16 protein-coding genes are annotated in these 17,361 nt (G+C 74.2%); 5 read left to right on the top strand and 11 right to left on the bottom strand.

Features of this window, described 5'->3' with window-relative positions:
- Positions 1 to 182: 182 nt before the first annotated feature.
- The 9 genes from WIS52_RS07360 to lpdA all read right to left on the bottom strand — a co-directional run bounded on the left by WIS52_RS07360 (position 183) and on the right by lpdA (position 9,758).
- Complete coding sequence (locus WIS52_RS07360) at positions 183 to 920, bottom strand: DUF4191 domain-containing protein (protein ID WP_349297359.1); 738 nt, start codon at positions 918 to 920, stop codon at positions 183 to 185.
- Between the two features lie 48 nt (positions 921 to 968).
- Entirely contained in the window at positions 969 to 1,973 is a 1,005-nt protein-coding gene (lipA, locus tag WIS52_RS07355) for a lipoyl synthase (RefSeq protein WP_349297358.1), read from the bottom strand.
- Positions 1,970 to 2,881, bottom strand: a complete 912-nt coding sequence (locus tag WIS52_RS07350; protein WP_349297357.1) for an oxidoreductase — start codon at positions 2,879 to 2,881, stop codon at positions 1,970 to 1,972. The genes lipA and WIS52_RS07350 overlap by 4 nt, the downstream gene beginning before the upstream one ends.
- Before the next feature lie 63 nt (positions 2,882 to 2,944).
- Complete coding sequence (locus tag WIS52_RS07345) at positions 2,945 to 3,442, bottom strand: ArsR/SmtB family transcription factor (RefSeq protein ID WP_349297356.1); 498 nt, start codon at positions 3,440 to 3,442, stop codon at positions 2,945 to 2,947.
- 17 nt (positions 3,443 to 3,459) lie between these two features.
- A complete protein-coding gene (gene lipB, locus WIS52_RS07340) occupies positions 3,460 to 4,191 on the bottom strand; it encodes a lipoyl(octanoyl) transferase LipB (RefSeq protein WP_349297355.1) in 732 nt (243 codons plus the stop codon).
- A 26-nt stretch (positions 4,192 to 4,217) separates the two neighbouring features.
- Entirely contained in the window at positions 4,218 to 5,477 is a 1,260-nt protein-coding gene (locus tag WIS52_RS07335; protein WP_349297354.1) for an NAD(P)/FAD-dependent oxidoreductase, read from the bottom strand.
- The gene (locus WIS52_RS07330) at positions 5,474 to 6,364 is read right to left on the bottom strand and encodes a TIGR01777 family oxidoreductase (RefSeq protein WP_349297353.1); all 891 of its coding nucleotides are present in this window, start codon (positions 6,362 to 6,364) and stop codon (positions 5,474 to 5,476) included. Before WIS52_RS07330 ends, WIS52_RS07335 begins: the two co-directional genes overlap by 4 nt.
- A gap of 140 nt (positions 6,365 to 6,504) precedes the next feature.
- Entirely contained in the window at positions 6,505 to 8,310 is a 1,806-nt protein-coding gene (sucB, locus tag WIS52_RS07325) for a 2-oxoglutarate dehydrogenase, E2 component, dihydrolipoamide succinyltransferase (protein ID WP_349297352.1), read from the bottom strand.
- 56 nt (positions 8,311 to 8,366) lie between these two features.
- Positions 8,367 to 9,758, bottom strand: a complete 1,392-nt coding sequence (gene lpdA / locus WIS52_RS07320; protein WP_349297351.1) for a dihydrolipoyl dehydrogenase — start codon at positions 9,756 to 9,758, stop codon at positions 8,367 to 8,369.
- Positions 9,759 to 9,959: 201 nt separating this feature from the next.
- Between lpdA and WIS52_RS07315 the strand changes: the two genes are divergently transcribed.
- The gene (locus WIS52_RS07315; RefSeq protein ID WP_349297350.1) at positions 9,960 to 10,334 is read left to right on the top strand and encodes an oxidoreductase; all 375 of its coding nucleotides are present in this window, start codon (positions 9,960 to 9,962) and stop codon (positions 10,332 to 10,334) included.
- 6 nt (positions 10,335 to 10,340) lie between these two features.
- Here the strand turns inward: WIS52_RS07315 and WIS52_RS07310 are convergent, their stop codons facing one another.
- Complete coding sequence (locus WIS52_RS07310) at positions 10,341 to 11,189, bottom strand: SDR family NAD(P)-dependent oxidoreductase (protein WP_349297349.1); 849 nt, start codon at positions 11,187 to 11,189, stop codon at positions 10,341 to 10,343.
- Between the two features lie 92 nt (positions 11,190 to 11,281).
- Between WIS52_RS07310 and WIS52_RS07305 the strand changes: the two genes are divergently transcribed.
- The gene (locus WIS52_RS07305; protein ID WP_349297348.1) at positions 11,282 to 11,818 is read left to right on the top strand and encodes a Uma2 family endonuclease; all 537 of its coding nucleotides are present in this window, start codon (positions 11,282 to 11,284) and stop codon (positions 11,816 to 11,818) included.
- Between the two features lie 16 nt (positions 11,819 to 11,834).
- Here the strand turns inward: WIS52_RS07305 and WIS52_RS07300 are convergent, their stop codons facing one another.
- Entirely contained in the window at positions 11,835 to 13,394 is a 1,560-nt protein-coding gene (locus WIS52_RS07300) for a leucyl aminopeptidase (RefSeq protein ID WP_379611880.1), read from the bottom strand.
- A 215-nt stretch (positions 13,395 to 13,609) separates the two neighbouring features.
- Between WIS52_RS07300 and WIS52_RS07295 the strand changes: the two genes are divergently transcribed.
- The 3 genes from WIS52_RS07295 (at position 13,610) to WIS52_RS07285 (ending at position 17,316) form a co-directional block, all read left to right on the top strand.
- Positions 13,610 to 14,974 carry an amino acid permease gene (locus WIS52_RS07295; RefSeq protein WP_349297347.1) on the top strand — a complete coding sequence of 455 codons (1,365 nt, stop codon included), beginning with the start codon at positions 13,610 to 13,612 and terminating at the stop codon, positions 14,972 to 14,974.
- 19 nt (positions 14,975 to 14,993) lie between these two features.
- Complete coding sequence (gene gcvT / locus WIS52_RS07290) at positions 14,994 to 16,109, top strand: glycine cleavage system aminomethyltransferase GcvT (protein ID WP_349297346.1); 1,116 nt, start codon at positions 14,994 to 14,996, stop codon at positions 16,107 to 16,109.
- A gap of 85 nt (positions 16,110 to 16,194) precedes the next feature.
- Entirely contained in the window at positions 16,195 to 17,316 is a 1,122-nt protein-coding gene (locus WIS52_RS07285; protein WP_349297345.1) for a branched-chain amino acid aminotransferase, read from the top strand.
- The last annotated feature ends 45 nt before the right edge of the window (positions 17,317 to 17,361 follow it).

Raw genomic sequence — 17,361 nt, 5'->3', positions numbered from 1 at the left:
AAGCAGCAGGTGGGCAAGTCGCTCGAAAGACACACAGGTCAGTCATGAGTCGGGCCACACCCGCCGCCTCTGTCACCAGCCCATCATCTTTGGACCGGCCCATCCACCCTCACAGTCATGAGTGGGGTCCGGGGAGGGGGAGGGGGCGGGGGCGGGCGCAGAAGGGGAGGGGAGGGGGTGCGTCAGCGGCGGCGGACGGTGCGCTGGATGCTGCGCATCTTCGCGCCCTGCGGCATCGGGCCCTTGGGCATCGCGGCGGCGCGGCTGCCGAGGGCGTTGAGCTTGCTCTCCAGCGAGTCCATCTCCTTGGCGGAGATGTTGCGGGGCAGCTTCATGAGGTGGCGCTGCAGGTTCTTCAGCGGAACCTGGCCCTCGTCGTTGCCGACGATCACGTCGTAGATCGGGGTGGTGCCGGCGACCCGCGCGGTGCGCTTCTTCTCCTGGGCCAGCAGCGGCTTGAGCCGGTGCGGCGTGCCCTCGGCGACGAAGATGATCCCGGGACGCCCGATGACCCGGTGCACCGCGTCGAGGTGCGTCGTCCCGGCGACGCCCTGGTTGATCCGCCACTGCCCGCGCAGCTGGTCCAGCGCCCAGCCCGCGGCGCCCGGCTGGCCGTCGGCCTTCGTGTAGACCGACTTCTGCACCCGGCGGCCGAAGATGCTGAACGCACCCAGGACGCCGATCATCACGCCGAACGGCACGAAGAACCAGGTCAGGCCGAAGAACCAGCCGACGAGCGTCAGCACCGCCACGGAGCCGAGGAAGATCCCGAGCATGATCGGGATGAGCTTCTTGTCCTCGCGGCGCTGCATCTGGAACGCCTGCCAGATCTGCTGGCGACGCTGCTTCGACGCGGCCTTCTTCGCGGCCTTGCGCGCCTTCTTCTCTTCGGGCGTGGGCTTGCGGGGCTTGCCGGGCATGCGACCAGCTTACGTCGGGTGTCCGACTCGGCGGGAGACCAGGTCGCCTCAGCTGCGCGCGAGCAGCGAGCTGGCCTCCTGCGCGGCGGGACCGGACTCGGCCAGGTGGGCCAGCGCGGGGGAGAGCTCCTCGCCCCGGTGCGCCACGGTCTGCGCGTAGAGCCGCCCCGCCCGGTACGACGAGCGCACCAGCGGGCCCGCCATCACACCGGCGAAACCCATCTCCTCGGCGGCCTTCGAGTGCTCGACGAACTCCTCCGGCTTGACCCAGCGCTCGACGGGGTGGTGGCGCTTGGTCGGGCGCAGGTACTGGGTGATCGTGATGATCTCGCAGCCGGCGTCGTGCAGGTCCTGCAGTGCGCTGGTCACCTCGTCCGGGGTCTCGCCCATGCCCAGGATGAGGTTGGACTTGGTGACCAGTCCGACGTCGCGGGCCTTGGTGATGACCTCGAGGGACCGCTCGTAGCGGAACGCCGGACGGATCCGCTTGAAGATCCGCGGGACGGTCTCCAGGTTGTGCGCCAACACCTCGGGCCGGGCGTCGAAGACCGGGCCCAGCTGGTCGTCGCGGGAGTTGAAGTCCGGGATCAGCAGCTCGACGCCGGTGCCCGGGTTGAGCGCGTGGATCTGCCGGACGGTCTCGGCGTAGAGCCAGGAGCCGCCGTCGTCGAGGTCGTCACGGGCGACGCCGGTGACGGTCGAGTACCGCAGGCCCATCTGCTGCACCGACTCGGCGACCCGCCGCGGCTCGTCGACGTCCAGATCGGACGGCTTGCCGGTGTCGATCTGGCAGAAGTCACAGCGCCGCGTGCACTGCTCCCCGCCGATCAGGAACGTGGCCTCCCGGTCCTCCCAGCACTCGTAGATGTTGGGACAACCGGCCTCCTCGCACACCGTGTGCAGGCCGCCGGAGCGGACGAGGCCCTTGAGCTCGGTGTACTGCGGGCCGGTACGGGCGCGGGTACGGATCCACGACGGCTTGCGCTCGATCGGGGTCTCGCTGTTGCGGACCTCGAGGCGGAGCAGTTTGCGGCCTTCGGGTGCGACGGTCACGGTTCCACCCTACGCCCGGGGTCCGGTGTGACGCCGGTCGCGGCCGCGGTGACCTGCCACAACCTTCCGGCGAGCACCGGGTCGGTCGCGGCGCGTGACCGACGGGCCGGGCCGGGGGCGCCGCGGGTCTCGCCACGGCCGGACGGTCCGATGTAGTCGCCACCGTGGACGGGCCCGTTCGCGGCAGCGAGCTGGGGTGTGATCCCCTCGGCGACCGGCTGGACCAGGAACCGGTCCGGGAACGCGAACACCCGTGACCACGCGGAGCCGCCGCGCCGCAGCGAGTTCTCGAACAGCGACGACTCGGTCATCCCCGGGTGCGCGGCGACCGACAGCACCGGGTCCCCGGACAACCGCAGCCGACGGTCCAGCTCGGCGGCGAAGAGCAGGTTCGCCAGCTTCGACGCGCCGTATGCGGCCACGGGGGAGTAGCGTCGCCGCGTCCAGTACAGATCGGACAGATCGAGTCGCGCCATCCGGTGCCCGAGGCTCGACGTCGTCACCACTCGGGCCGGCTGGTCCGGGTCCGCGTCGCGCAGGGACGGCATCAACAGCCAGGTCAGTGCGGCCGGGCCGAGGTGGTTGGTGCCGATCTGCAGTTCGAAGCCGTCGGCGGTCTCGGCGCGCGGGCCCATCGCGACCCCGGCGTTGTTGACCAGGACGTCGAGCCGGTCACCGGTCCGCTCGCGGATCTCGGCGGCGGCGGAGCGGACCGAGTCGAGGTCGGCGAGGTCCAGGTGCACGAGCTCGGCGGTGCCGCCGACCTGCGCGACCGCGGCCTTTCCGCGGGTGGTGTCGCGGGCGGTCATGAGGACGCGGGCACCGGCGCCGGCCAGCGCTGCGGAGAGTGCGCGGCCCAGGCCGGACGTCGTTCCGGTGACGACGACGGTGCGTCCGGTGAGATCCACAGCCGTGAGACTAGGCGCTGCGCGCCTGTGAGTACTTTTCGTGGTCGGGACCACGAAAAGTACTCACAGGCGCGGCAGCGCCCCGGCAATGTCGGAAGCCGCGGTCAGCAGTACCAGCACGGGCACGACGGTGGACGGCGCGATCCGGTAGCTCCCGCGGCCGTCCTGCTCGACGACGCCGGCGTGGGTCAGTGCCTTCAGGTGGTGGTAGAGCTGCCCGGTCGAGGCGAGCTCCGCGGTCTCGGTGAGCTCGGCGGTGCCGCGCGGCCCGTGCAGCAGGCCCCGGATGATCCGGACCCGCACCGGGTGCCCGAGCGCGGCCAGCACCGCGGTCCGGGCGTCGTCGTCGAGGGCGAGGGCGGCGCCGGCGTCGTACTCGATCTGCCAGCTGACCTCGCCGTGCAGGGCGACCTCGCCCGAGTACCGCACGGTCCCGGCGCCGGTGGCCGCGGCACCCCCCGTCCCGCGGCCACCGGCGGTGTCCGGGGCGTCGAACCGGCGTTCCAGATCGGCGACCCGTCGTTCCAGGTCGGCCAGGTGTCGGTCGGCGCCCACGGTCACGCCATCATAGTACGGAACTACGGAAGAACGTGTTCGCCCATCAGGTCCGCCATCCGGGTCACCGGGTGCTCGGTGACCGGCAGTCGGCCGTCCAGGGCGTCGAGGACGGCGGTGGTGACGGCCTCGGTCACCTCGTCGACGGTGACCGTGTGGCCGAGCTCGGCGGTCAGCGTCGTGACCCCGGCGTCCGGGATCCCGCAGGGCACGATCCGGCCGAAGTCGCCCATGTCGGCGTCGCAGTTGATGGCGAACCCGTGCTGGGTGACCCCGCCCTGGATCCGCACGCCGATCGCGGCGATCTTGCGCTCGGGGGTGAAGCCCTCGGCGGGCAGCCAGACACCGGAGCGACCCTCGACCCGGCCGGCCTTCTCCAGGCCGAGCTCGTGGCAGACCCGGATCAGCGCCTCCTCGAGGCGCCGTACGTAGTCGACGACGTCCATCGGCTCGCCGAGGGCCACGATCGGGTACCCGACGAGCTGCCCCGGTCCGTGCCAGGTGATCCGGCCGCCGCGGTCGACGTCGATCACCGGGGTGCCGTCGGTGGGCCGGTCCTCGGGCCGGGTCCGCCGCCCCGCGGTGTAGACGGCCGGGTGCTCCAGCAGCATCAGGACGTCCGGTCCGGTACCGGCCTTGCGAGCCTCGGCGTGTGCCCGCTGGGTGTCCCAGGCGGCCTGGTACTCCACCCGGCCCAGCCGGTCCACCCGGACGTCGTCGGTTCCGGCGCGGCAGCTCGTGTGCGGGGCGGGCATGGTCCCGAGATTACTCCCGGCCCCGTTCAGCGCGAGGCGACCCCGAGCCGAGCCAGCACGGCCTGCGCCGCGCGCCGGCCGCTGACCAGCGCGCCCTGGGTGGAGGGGGTGTCGCGGTGGTCCCCGGCGACGAACAGGTTCTCCCCGAGGTCGACGTCGCGGCGCAGCGGCCGCCCGGCCGGCAGCAGCGGCAGCGCCTCGGTGATCTCGGCGGTGTGCAGGTGCGCCCAGTCGTCGGTGGGCACGCCCCAGATGCGGGCGAGCTCGCGGCGCACGGCCGGCTCGTCGATCCCGGTCGACCCGGGCGTCCCGACGACGGTGGAGGCCACCAGCGGGCGGCCGTCGGCGGAGTAGCCGGGCGCGGCCGCGGTGAGGACGACGGTGTTGGCCACCGGCCCGCCGGTGCCGTCCAGGTGCAGGAGCGGCTGGGCGGACGGCGCCCGCGGCGGCACGTGGAACCAGGTGGTGAGCGCGTTCATCCGCGGCTCGGCGACGCCGGGCAGCAGCGACGCCGCGGTGCGCGGGTCGGCGGCGACCAGCACGGCGCGGGCGGTCTCGGTGCGGGCGTCGGTGTCCACCGACGGTGATGGTCCACCGTGGACGGCGTGCACCCGGGTGTGCAGCGAGACGGTGCCCTCGGGCAGGGCGGCGGCGAGCCGGCGGGGGAGTGCCTCCATGCCGTCGTCGGGTACGACGACCGTGCCGAGCGCGAAGCTGCGCCACACCAGCCGGACGAACGCCTCCGACGACTCCAGGCCCGTCTCGCCCAGCACGCCGGACAGGAACGGCCGCAGGAACCGGTCGGTGACCGCACCGCCCAGTCCGGCGGCGGCCAGGTCGTCGAGGCCCGAGCGCTCGACCAGGGTCGCGGTGCGGGCGGGCGGCGAGGCCAGCACGCGCGCCGTCCAGGCGACGAGCCGCGCCTTGTCGACCGGGCCGAGCAGGTCGTCGAGCACGGTGGCCGGTGCCGACTCCGGGCGGCGCAGCGGGTTGACGAACCGGTGCAGCTCGCCGTCGCCGGCCCGGACCGCCGCACCCGGTTCGAAGGCCCGGGCGCCCAGCGAGTCGAGGCCGTGCGGCGCGAGCGCCGCCCGCAGCGCGGGGTAGGACGAGTTGAGGACCTGGAAACCGCGGTCGCAGCGGAAACCGTCGATCACGTCGGTGGCCACCCGGCCACCGACCCGGTCGCCGGCCTCCAGCACCCGTACGGACAGCCCGTGCCGGCTCAGGACGGTCGCGGCGCGCAGCCCGGCCAGCCCGGCGCCGACGACCAGGACGTCCGTCATGTGCCCACCGCGGCCGACAATGCGTCGGAGACCGTGTGGTGGCGGAACTCGAACCCGGCGTCGAGCAGCGCCTTCGGTACCGCCCGCTGCCCGCTGAGCAGCGTCTCCCGGCCCATCTCGCCGAGCACCGTCGACACGACCGGCGCCGGCACGACGAACGGGGTGGGCCGGCCGAGCGCCGCACCCAGCTCGCGGGTGAACTCGGCGTTGGTGACCGGAACCGGGCCGGTCAGGTTGGCAGGACCGGACAGGGCCGCGGTCTCCACGGCGAAGCGCAGTGCCGAGATCTGGTCGTCGAGCGACACCCACGGCATGTACTGGGTGCCCTTGCCGACCCGGCCGCCGAGGAAGCCGCGGAACAGCGGCCGCATCGCCCCCAGCAGCCCGCCGGAGGGGGACAGCACCAGGCCGGTGCGGACGCACACGACCCGCGCGCCGGCGTCGCGGGCGGGGGCGGCGGCGGCTTCCCAGTCCCGGCAGACGTCGGCGAGGAAGCCGTTGCCCGAGGGCGCGGTCTCGTCGACGACCTGGTCGCCGGTGTCGCCGTAGTAGCCGACCGCCGAGCCGCTGACCAGCACCGGTACCTCGTGCCGGGCGACGGCGTGGGCGAGCACGTCGGTCGGGACGTTGCGCGAGTCGCGGATGAGCTGCTTGCGGGCGCCGCTCCAGGGCCGGTCCGCGAGACCGGCGCCGTTGAGGTTCACCACGGCGTCGACACCGTCCAGCGTGCCGTCCTGCAGCGTGCCGGCGGGCGGGTCCCAGCCGCGCTCGTCGGGGGCGGCCGGGGTGCGCCGCACCAGGCGCAGCACCTCGTGCCCGGTGCCCCGCAGGTGGGCGACCAGGGCGGTTCCGATCAGTCCGGACGAACCGGCCACGACGACTCGCACGGCGGGGATCCTTCCCGGTTCTCGCCGGTCGCGCGACCCGGGCGCGCCGCGATCAAGATCACCCGATCGGCCGCTGCGCACACGACGGCGGCCCGTCCCGGAGATCCGGAACGGGCCGCGTCGGTGCTGCGGAGGTGGATCTACAGGCCGAGCTCGGCCTCGAACGCGCCCTCCTCCAGGCGGGCCTTGACCGCCGAGAGGAACCGGCCGGCGTCCGCACCGTCGACCAGGCGGTGGTCGTAGGTCATCGGCAGGAAGCACACCGAGCGGACGGCGATGACGTCGTCGCCCTCCGGACCGGTGACCACCTTCGGCTCCTTGACGATCGCCCCGGTGCCCAGGATGCCGACCTGCGGCTGGTTCAGGATCGGGGTGTCGAACAGCGCGCCCGCGGACCCGATGTTCGTGATCGTGAAGGTGCCCCCGGACAGCTCGTCCGGGCCGATCTTCGCGTCCCGGGTGCGGGCGGCGACGTCGGCGATCTTCTTCGCGATGCCGGCCAGCGACAGGTCGTCGGCGTCCTTGATCACCGGGACGAGCAGGCCGCGCGGCGTGTCGACCGCGATGCCCATGTGCACCGACCCGTGGTAGGTGACCTCCTTGTTGTCGTCGGAGATCGACGCGTTGACCGCCGGGAACGCCTTCAGCGCCTCGATGGTGGCCTTGGCGATGAAGGCCAGGAAGGTGAGGTTGGCGCCCTCGCGACGCTTGAAGTCCTCCTTGACCTTGTTCCGCAGCTTGACGATGCGGGTGAGGTCGACCTCCTGGACGGTGGTCAGCTGCGCCGAGGTCGCCAGCGACTCGTTCATCCGCTGCGCGATCACCTGGCGCAGGCGCGGCAGCTTGACCGTGGTGCCCGGCTGCGGGCCGTCCTCGGGGCGGGTCGGGACGGTCTGCGGCTGCTTCGGCGCCCCACCGGACGACGGCGCGGCGGCGGCCGGTGCGGCCTCGGCCTCGGCCGGCGCGGACTTCTGCTCGGCCGCGGCCAGCACGTCCTGCTTGCGGATACGGCCGCCGACACCGGAACCGGTGACGGAGTCCAGGTCGACGCCGTGCTCCTGGGCCAGCTTGCGGACCAGCGGCGTCACGTAGTGCCCGCCACCGGAACCCGAGCCGTTCGACGACCCCTGGGTGTCGGTCGAGCCCTTCGGCTCGGCCTTCTGCGCGGCCGGGGCCTCGGCCTTGGGCTGCCGTGCCTTCGGCGCGTCGGCCTTCGGAGCCTCCGGCTTCGGCTCCTCCTTCTTCTCCGGAGCCTTCTCCTGCGGCTTATCGGCGGCCGGGGCCGACTCCTGCGCGGAGGCGTCGCCGACGAGTGCCAGCTGCGCGCCGACCTCGACGGTCTCGTCCTCGGCGACGGTGTGCTCGAGCACGGTGCCGGCCACCGGCGACGGGATCTCGGTGTCGACCTTGTCGGTGGAGACCTCGAGCAGCGGCTCGTCGACCTCGACGGACTCGCCGACCTGCTTGAGCCACCGGGTCACGGTGCCCTCGGTGACCGACTCGCCGAGCTCGGGCATCGAGACCGGGGTGCCGGAGCCACCCGACCCGCCGGACGACGACCCTCCGGACGACGAGCTCTGCGCCGGCTCGGGCTCCGGCTCGGCCTCCTCCTCGGCGGGCTCCTCGGCGGGCTCCTCGGCGGGCTCCTCGGCGGGCTCCTCGGAGGCCTGCTCCGACCCACCGCCGGATCCGCCGGACGGGGCGTCGCCCTCGTCGCCGATCACGGCCAGCTCGCCGCCGACCTCGACGGTCTCGTCCTCACCGGCGATGATCCGGGACAGGACGCCCGCGGCCGGCGACGGGATCTCGGTGTCGACCTTGTCGGTGGAGACCTCGAGCAACGGCTCGTCGACCTCGACGGTGTCACCCTCGGCCTTGAGCCAGCGGGTGACGGTGCCCTCGGTGACGCTCTCGCCCAGTGCGGGCATCTCAACGGTGACGGCCATCTCGGGTGGAGCTCCTTTAGTTCCGCGTGGGTGTTCGGGTTCTTCGTCGGCCGGGGTCAGCCGTGGGTGTGCAGCGGTTTCCCGGCCAGTGCGAGGTGGGCCTCGCCGAGGGCCTCGCTCTGCGTGGGGTGGGCATGGATCAGGGGGGCGACGTCGGCGGGGGTCGCCTCCCAGTTGTAGATCAGCTGGGCCTCGCCGACGAGCTCGCCGACCCGGGAGCCGACCATGTGCAGGCCGACGACCGCACCGTCGCCACCCGCCGCGCCGGCCTGCACCAGCTTGACCGCACCGGAGGTCTGCAGGATCTGCGACTTCCCGTTGCCGGCCAGGTCGTAGGTGACGGTGTGCACCTCTCCGTACCGCTGCCGGGCGGCGTCCTCGGTCAGGCCGACCGAGGCGATCTCGGGATCGCAGTAGGTGACGCGCGGGATGCCGTCGTCGGCGACCGGGACCGGGTCGAGCCCGGCGACGTCCTCGGCGACGAAGATCCCGTGCGCGAAGCCGCGGTGGGCGAGCTGCAGGCCGGGGGTGACGTCCCCGACGGCGTACACGCCGTCCAGGTTGGTGCGCAGCCGCTCGTCGACGGTCACGAACCCGCCCTCGGTCGCGACGCCCGCCTCGGCGAAGCCGTGTCCGGTCGTGTTGGGACCGCGCCCGACCGCGACGAGCAGCAGGTCCGCCTCGATCTCCTCGCCGGACTCCAGCGCGACCGTGACGGCGTCGCCGTTGCGGGTGGCCTTGGCGAACCGCACCCCGGTACGGGCGGCGATCCGGCGGCGCCGGAACGCGCGCTCCAGCTGGGTCGAGCAGAACGGGTCCTCGGCGGCGACCAGCCGGGGGAGTGCCTCGACGATCGTGACCTCGGCGCCGAACGAGCGCCACACGCTGGCGAACTCGACGCCGATCACGCCGCCGCCGAGTACGACGACCCGGCGCGGCATCTCGTCGAGTGAGATCGCGCGGTCGGAGGTGACGATCCGGTCGTCGAGCTCGAGGCCGGGCAGCGTGCGGGCGTAGGACCCGGTGGCCAGCACGACGTGCCGGCCGCGGTAGCGGTCCTCGCCGACGCGCACGACACCGGCTCCCTCGAGCGTCCCGGCCCCCTCCACGACGGTGATCGCCCGGGAGGCGACGAGGCCCTGCAGGCCCTTGTAGAGCCGGCCGACGACGTTCTCGCGGTAGGCGTTCACCCCGGCGAGGTCGACGCCGTCGAAGCTGGAGCGGATGCCGACCTTCGCGCCGTCCCGGGCGTGGTCGGCGACCTCGGCGGCGTGCAGCAGCGCCTTGGTCGGGATGCAACCGCGGTGCAGGCAGGTGCCGCCGAGCTTGTCCTTCTCCACGAGCACGACCGACAGCCCGAGCTCGGCGGCGCGCAACGCGCACGCGTAGCCACCGGACCCGCCGCCCAGGATCACCAGGTCGGCGGAGTGCGCGTCCGTTCCGGACACCGATCAGCCTCCTCCTGAGTCACTCCCGGCGGCGGGTTACCGCCGGACGTGACGCCGCAGTGCGGCGCCCATCTTGTCACCCCGTTCCTGTTCCGCCAGTGGGGTGTCGGGAGCAGATCGTGGCCGCCGCACGTTGGGTAAGCAGATCACGTGTGTCCGCTTCGTGGCGCGCACACCCGGACGGAGGAGATGATGAACGGCATGGGGCTGTTCGACAGATTCCGTTCCCGCCGCCCGGCCGGCGGGGCGAACCCGCCGGATGCGGAGACCTACCTGCGGGAGTGGACGGCCGCGCGGATCGGTGTGGAGGCCTTCGTCGAGCCCCCGACGATCGTGACGGAGACGACGGTGGTGTTCGTCGCGCACGACGGCGAGTGGACCCGCCGCCGGGTCGGGAGCCCGAAGAAGGCGAAGAAGCTCGCCCGGTCGATGAAGATGCCGATCTACGACGTGCAGCTCGTCGGGTACCCGCAGCGGATGCGGGACCACGACGCCCGTGGGCGCGCGGAACGCAAGCGGGAGAAGCGCGAGGAGATGCTGCGCCAGCTGCGGGAGAAGGACCGCGAGCAGCGGTAGGCGTCGCTACTCCTGCAGGCTCCGGGCCCGGCGGGCGCCGATCGCGCGCATCGCCGGCTCCAGCCGCAGCATCGGACCCGGCAGCACCGCGGTGGCCCGCATCATCGCCCCACGCCAGGCCGGGATCGTCCGGTAGACCCGTGCGGTGCCGAACATCCCGACCAGCCCGGTCGCGACCTGCTCCGGGGTGACGAGCATCCCGGACCGGACCAGGGCCTGCGCCTGGCCGCCGGGTCGCATGCCGCGGAGCAGGGCGGTGTCGACGCCGTCGGGGCAGATCGCGTGCACCCGGATCCCCTCCCGCCGCACCTCGGAGGCGAGCCCGGACACCACCGACAGCGCGCCGGCCTTGGACGCGGCGTAGACCGACAGCCCCGGCACCGGCCCGAGCGCGGACAGCGACACCGTCACGCCGATCTCCCCGCCGCGCGCCGCCCCGGCCGTGGCCTGCTCGCGGAACGCCGCCACCGCGGCCCGGGCACCCCAGACCGGCCCGAGCATGTTGACCTCGACCAGCGCCCGGGCGTGCTCGTCGGACAGCTCGGTGACGGCGCCGTCGACCCCGACGCCGGCGTTGCTCACCCAGGCGCCCAGCGGGGCGATCTCCCGGGCCCGCGCGGCGACGTCGTGCGCCGCGGCCGGGTCGGTGACGTCGTAGGCGGCGCCGCCGGCGGCGCCGATCCGCTCGGCGGTGGCGGTCGCCGCGGCCCCGTCGAGGTCGGTGACCAGCACCCGGTAGCCGCGGCCGACGAGCTCGGTCGCGATCGCCTCGCCGATGCCGCGGGCGGCGCCGGTGACCACCGCGGAGCGGGGCGTGCCGGCGGGGACCTCGTGCCGGCGTCGTCGTCCGATCATGGTCGCGGAGTATGCCCTACCGGGCGGTAACCGCCGACGGTCGAAGCGCCGGAACTGTCGGTGCCCCGTGCGACGGTGTCACCATGACGGCCATGTCGAAGCCCGCCGGGATCGATACCGATGACTTCCTCGGCGGGGAGCACCCGGCCGGCTCGGAGCTGGTCGATGGGGTGGTGAACCGGAACGACCCGGGATTCACGCACCAGGAACTGGCGGGCCGTCTGCTCCAGGCCCTGGCCGCCTGGACGCGCTCCGAGCACGGGCAGGGCCGCGCCGGCTTCGGCGGCAACTGGGTACTCACCGACCGGAACGTCTACAAGCCCGACGTCTGGTGGGCCGCCGTCGCACCCCGTGGTACCCGCCACGACGGCCCGCCGGACCTCGCCGTGGAGGTGCGCTCGCCGGGGACCTGGGCGCTCGACGTCGGGCCCAAGCTGCGCCGCTACGAGGCCGCCGGCACGACCGAGCTGTGGCTCGTCGACCCGCCGGCCGGTGTCGTGCTCGTCTTCCGCCGGGACGACGACGGTGGGTTCGGCACCGCACTCGAGATCGGTGACGGCGAGCTGGCGACCCCGCTGCTGCCCGGGTTCACCCTCGCCGTCGCCTCGCTGTTCGACGACGCGGGGTGACCCGGGCTCCGCGCACCTAGCCGTGCGCGGCGACGTCCTCCAGGAACGCGATCAGCGTCCGCACCGGCACCCCGGTCCCGCCCTTGGTGGTGTAGCCGCGCGGCCCGCCGGTGTTGAACGACGGCCCGGCGATGTCGATGTGCGCCCACGGCAGCCCGGACGGCACGAACTCGGCGAGGAAGATCCCGGCCGCGAGCATCCCGCCGAACCGCTGCCCGGTGACGTTCGCGATGTCGGCGACCCGCGAGTCCAGATCGGCGCGCAGGTGCTCGGGCAGCGGCATCGCCCAGGCGTCCTCACCGGCCGCGACACCGAGCCCGGCCACCCGGTCCCGCAGCGCGGGCGAGCCCATCACCCCGGCGGTGCGCAGGCCCAGTGCGACGGTCTGGGCGCCGGTCAGCGTCGAGGTCTCGACCAGGTAGTCGGGGGCGTCCTCGGCGGCGCGCACCATCGCGTCGGCCAGGATCAGCCGGCCCTCGGCGTCGGTGTTGAGTACCTCGACGGTCTTCCCGCCGTACATGGTCAGCACGTCGCCGGGCCGGTACGCGGTCGACGACGGCATGTTCTCCGCCATCGGCACCGTCGCGGTGACGGTGACCGGCAGCTCCAGCTTCGCGGCCAGCAGCACCGTCGCGATCACCGCGGCGGCCCCGCCCATGTCGGAGGTCATGTCGGCCATCCCGGCGTTCGGCTTCAGCGAGATGCCGCCGGTGTCGAACGTGATCCCCTTGCCGACGAGCGCGACCTTCTTCGCATCCGCCCCGCCGTTCCAGGTGAGCCGGACCAGCCGCGGCGTGCGCGAGGACCCCTGCCCGACGGCGGTCACGCCGCCGTAGCCGTGCTCGCGCAGGTGGGCGTCGTCGTACACCTCGGTGACCAGACCGGCCTGCTCGCCGAGCGCCACCGCGCGGGCGGCGAACGTCTCCGGGTACAGCAGGTTCGGGGCGGTGTTGACCAGGTCGCGCGCGGTGCGGACGGCCTCGGCGAGAAGCGTGGCGCGCCGCAGCCGCTCCTCGGTGACGCCGGCGAAGACCCACTCGGCGACCGGCGCGGAGGAGGCGTCGGTGCTCGAGCGGTGCGCGTCGAAACGGTAGCCACCCAGCAGTGCCCCGACGACCGCCGCCTCGGCCGCCTGCTCGCCCGCCGCTCCCAGTGTGCTGACGACGCGCCCGGTCCCGGTGAGGGCACGGGCCGCGGCGCCGGCCGCACGCCGCACCCGGTCGGTGACGGCGGCGCGCTCGGTACCGCCGACCCCGCCGACGTTCTCCGTCCCGCCGTTCCCGGCCGGCGCACCCAGGCCGACCGCGACCAGCCGCGGCGCGGTGATCGCGCCGCGGGTGGGCAGCGAGACCACCTGCTCCACCGCGCCGGTGGCACCGACCGTGCGCAGCAGCTCGGCCAGCTCGCCGCCGAACGCGGCGTCCACCTCCTCGGCGCCCGGAGCCGGCACCGGGGCACCGCCCGGGTCGTCCCCGGCGGCCGGGTGCAGGCCGATCACGAGCGCGTCGGCCTCGGCGCCGGCGGGGGAGGCGGCGAGCGCCGTCGTGGTCGGGATGGTCGGGTCGGCGGTCGGCACGCGGAGCTCCTCGGGCACGGGTCTCGGCACGGGGTTCGAGCGGAGACGGCGGGGTATCGGACGGGTGGTTCGCCGCGCAGACTCTCACGCACCGTGACCAGCGCACGGATCCCGTGCGCCGGGCGGGTGGGGAGCGGCCCGGCGAGACCGGACCGAGATGCTAATGACACCCCCGCGGCGCCGCGCGGCACAGGGTCGGATGGGATGGTGATCGGGTGCCCCGCCCCCCGTACCGGATCCCGACCGTGACCGCGGTCGTCGTCGCCCTCGCGGCGATGTTCGGTACCGGGCTGTACGCCGTGCTGGCCCCCGCGGCCGCGTTCGCCGGTGGCTGGTTCCCGGTCGGGGTCGTCCTGGCGGGCCTGCTCGCGCTCGGCGTCGTCACCTCGACCGCGCACCTGGCCACCGCCCGCCCGGCCGGACCCGAGCTGGTCCGGGGCGACCTGCCGGCACCGGCGGTGCGGCTCGGCGCGACGGCGCGGCTGGTGTCGCGCACGGCGGCCGCCGCCGCGGCCGCCGGAGTGTTCGGCGCCTACGTGCTGCCCTCGCAGCCGTCGCCGGTGGCGGTGGTCGCGGTGCTCGCCGTCGTCGTCGTGAACGCGGTCGGGCTCCGGATCTCGCCGGGGGTGTCGCGTGGCCTGGTCGTCGGGACCCTGATCGTGCTCGCGCTCGTCGCCGGGGTCGGGCTGCGCGCCGACGCCCCCGAGGGCGCCGGGCCGTCCTCGGCGATGCCGGCCGCCGCCGTCGCCGTCCCGGACGGGGTGGCCGGGGTGGGCGGGAGCGCGGAGGAGCCGCTGACCGGCACCCTGCAGGCGGCGATCGAGCCGGGTCCGCTCGGCGTGCTCACCGCCGCGGCGTTCCTGTTCTTCGCCTTCACCGGGCTGTCCCGGGTGGCCGAGCTGGGCGGCAGCCTGCGCGACCCGATGCGGGCGATCCGGCGGGCGCCCGCGATCGCCGTCCTGATCACCACGCTCGTGCTGCTGCTGCTGTCCGCGGCCACCGTGCACGGGCTGGGGCTCGAGCGTCTCGCCGGCTCCCCGGCCCCGCTGGCGTCGCTGATGGACACCGGGGGCAGCCCGGCGCTGGGCGTGCTCGTCCGGATCGCCGCGGCGGCAGCGTGCGCCGCCGCGCTGCTCGCCGCGCTGTCCCGGGCCTCGGCGGGGGCGGCCCGGCTCGCCCGCGACGGTGAGCTGCCCGCCTTTCTCGGGCGCGGTGGTGCCCGCGGCACCCCGTGGACCGCCGAGCTCGTCCTGGGCGGCGTGACGCTCGCGCTGACCCTGCTCGCGGGCCCGGTCACCGCGATCGCGATCGCGGTCGGCGCGGCGCTGGTGCATCACGCGCTGCTGCACGTCGCGGTGCTGCGGCTGCCCGGACGGAGTGCGTCGGCCGCGTTCGTCGCGGGCGCCGGTGGCACCGGCTGCCTGGTGCTGGCCGGGGCGATACCGGTGTGGCCGCTGCTGGCGACCGCGCTCGCGCTGACCGCGGGCTGGGTGATCTGCACGCTCGTCGCCCGCGCCGCGGCCGACGACGACGATGCCGAACGGGCCGGCCGGTCCGATCCCGAGGAGCAGGCGGCCTGAGACGTTAGGGTCACCAGCCGTGACCGACGACCTCCTGCCCAGCCCGCTGCACGACCGGCACCTCGCCCTCGACGCCACCCTCGGCGAGTTCGGGGGATGGTCGATGCCGATCTCCTACCCGGGCGGCACGGTCGCCGAGCACACGAGCGTCCGGGAGACCGCCGGGCTGTTCGACGTCAGCCACCTCGGCACCGTCCCGATCTCCGGTCCCGGTGCGGCCGCGCACGTCAACACCTGCCTCACCAACGACCTCGGCCGGATCGGCCCGGGCCGCGCCCAGTACACGCTGGCGTGCAACGACACCGGCGGCGTTCTCGACGACATGATCGTCTACCTGGAGTCCGACGACGACCTGCTGCTCGTCCCGAACGCCGCGAACTCGACCCGGATCGTGTCGATGCTCGCCGAGGGCGCCCCGGACGGCGTCACGATCACCGACCGGCACCGCGAGCTGGCCGTGCTCGCCCTGCAGGGCCCGCGGTCGGCCGAGGCGCTGTCGGCCGCGCTGGGGGACGCCGCCGCGGTCGTCGCCGACCTGGACTACATGGCCTTCACCGACCTCGAGGGCGGGGCGGTGCGGGTGTGCCGGACCGGCTACACCGGCGAGCACGGCTACGAGCTGGTGCTCGACGCCGAGGCCGCCCCGGCGATGTGGGACGCGCTGCTCGACGCGGTGCGCGCGGTCGGCGGCGGGCCGTGCGGGCTGGCCGCGCGCGACACGTTGCGCACCGAGATGGGCTACCCGCTGCACGGGCACGAGCTGTCCGAGGAGATCAGCCCGGTCCAGGCCGGCAGCGCCTGGGCCGTCGGCTGGGACAAGCCGGCCTTCTGGGGCCGCGACGCGCTGGCCGCCGAGCGCGCGGCCGGCCCGGCCCGCCGGCTGCGCGCGCTGAGGGCCACCGGCCGCGGGGTCCCGCGGGCCGGCATGACGGTGCTCGACGCCGAGGGCGGCACGCCGGTCGGGACCGTCACCTCCGGCACGTTCTCGCCGACCCTGAAGACCGGCATCGCGCTGGCGCTGGTCGACACCGACCCGAAGGTCTCGCCGGGCGACGCGCTGGTGATCGACGTCCGCGGCCGGTCGCTGCCGGTCGAGGTCGTGAAGCCGCCGATGGTGCCCTCGCACGTGCGCTGAGGGCGTGCCCGGTCCGGATGGTCCCGGGTCCGATGGTTGGGAATCCGATTGTTTGCGCGGTGGACGGCGGAGATACCGTTCACCCATGAGCGCGCCGCAGTTCACCGTGAATCCGCACCCCGCCCCGGCGTCCCCGCAGCGGCGCGCCGAGGTACTGGCCGATCCCGGTTTCGGCCGGCACATGACCGACCACATGGTCACCGTCCGGTACACCGAGGGCACCGGCTGGCACGACCCGCAGGTGGTGCCGTACGGCCCGCTGACGCTCGACCCGTCGTCGATGGTGCTGCACTACGGCCAGGAGATCTTCGAGGGGCTCAAGGCCTACCGGCAGCCGGACGGCTCGATCGCCTCGTTCCGGCCGGACGCCAACGCCCGCCGGTTCGCCGGGTCGGCCCGCCGGCTCGCGATGGCCGAGCTGCCCGAGGAGCTGTTCCTCGAATCGCTGTCCGCGCTGCTGGCGGTCGACTCCGAGTGGGTGCCCGCCGCGGGCGGCGAGGACTCGCTCTACCTGCGCCCCTTCATGATCGCGACCGAGGTGGGGCTCGGGGTGCGGCCGTCGTCGGAGTACCTGTACGCGGTGCTGGCGTCGCCGGCCGGGCCGTACTTCACCGGCGGTGTGAAGCCGATGAACGTGTGGCTGGAGACCGAGTTCACCCGGGCCGCGCTCGGCGGCACCGGCACCGCCAAGTGCGGCGGGAACTACGCGGCATCCCTGCTGCCGCAGGCCATCGGCGCGAAGCACGGCTGCGCGCAGGTCGCCTACCTCGACGCCGAGGAGCGCACCTGGATCGACGAGATGGGGTCCAACAACCTGTTCTTCGTCTTCCAGGGCGAGGACGGCTCCGTCGAGCTCGCCACCCCGGACCTGCGCGGCTCGGTGCTCGCCGGGATCACCCGTGACTCGGTGATCGCGATCGCGAAGGACCTGGGCATCACGGTGGTCGAGCGGCGGATCTCCGGCAAGGAGTGGCTGGACGGTGTCGCCGACGGCCGGCTCACCGAGGTCTTCGGCTGCGGCACCGCCGCGGTGATCACGCCGATCGGGACCGTGAAGCACACCGGTGGCGAGGTGACCGTCGGCGACGGCGAGCCCGGCCCGGTGACTCTGCAGCTGCGCGAGGCGCTCACCGCGATCCAGCGGGGCGCCGCGCCGGACCCGCACGGCTGGATGCGGACCCTGGTGCCCGCCCCCGCCTCGGTCTGAGCTTCTTGATCACGCGTTCCGGAGCGCAGCGTTCGCGTCGTGAAC

Source organism: Pseudonocardia nematodicida (assembly GCF_040105385.1).
Taxonomy (GTDB): Bacteria; Actinomycetota; Actinomycetes; order Mycobacteriales; family Pseudonocardiaceae; genus Pseudonocardia; species Pseudonocardia nematodicida.
This window is presented reverse-complemented; position numbering and strand designations above follow the sequence as displayed.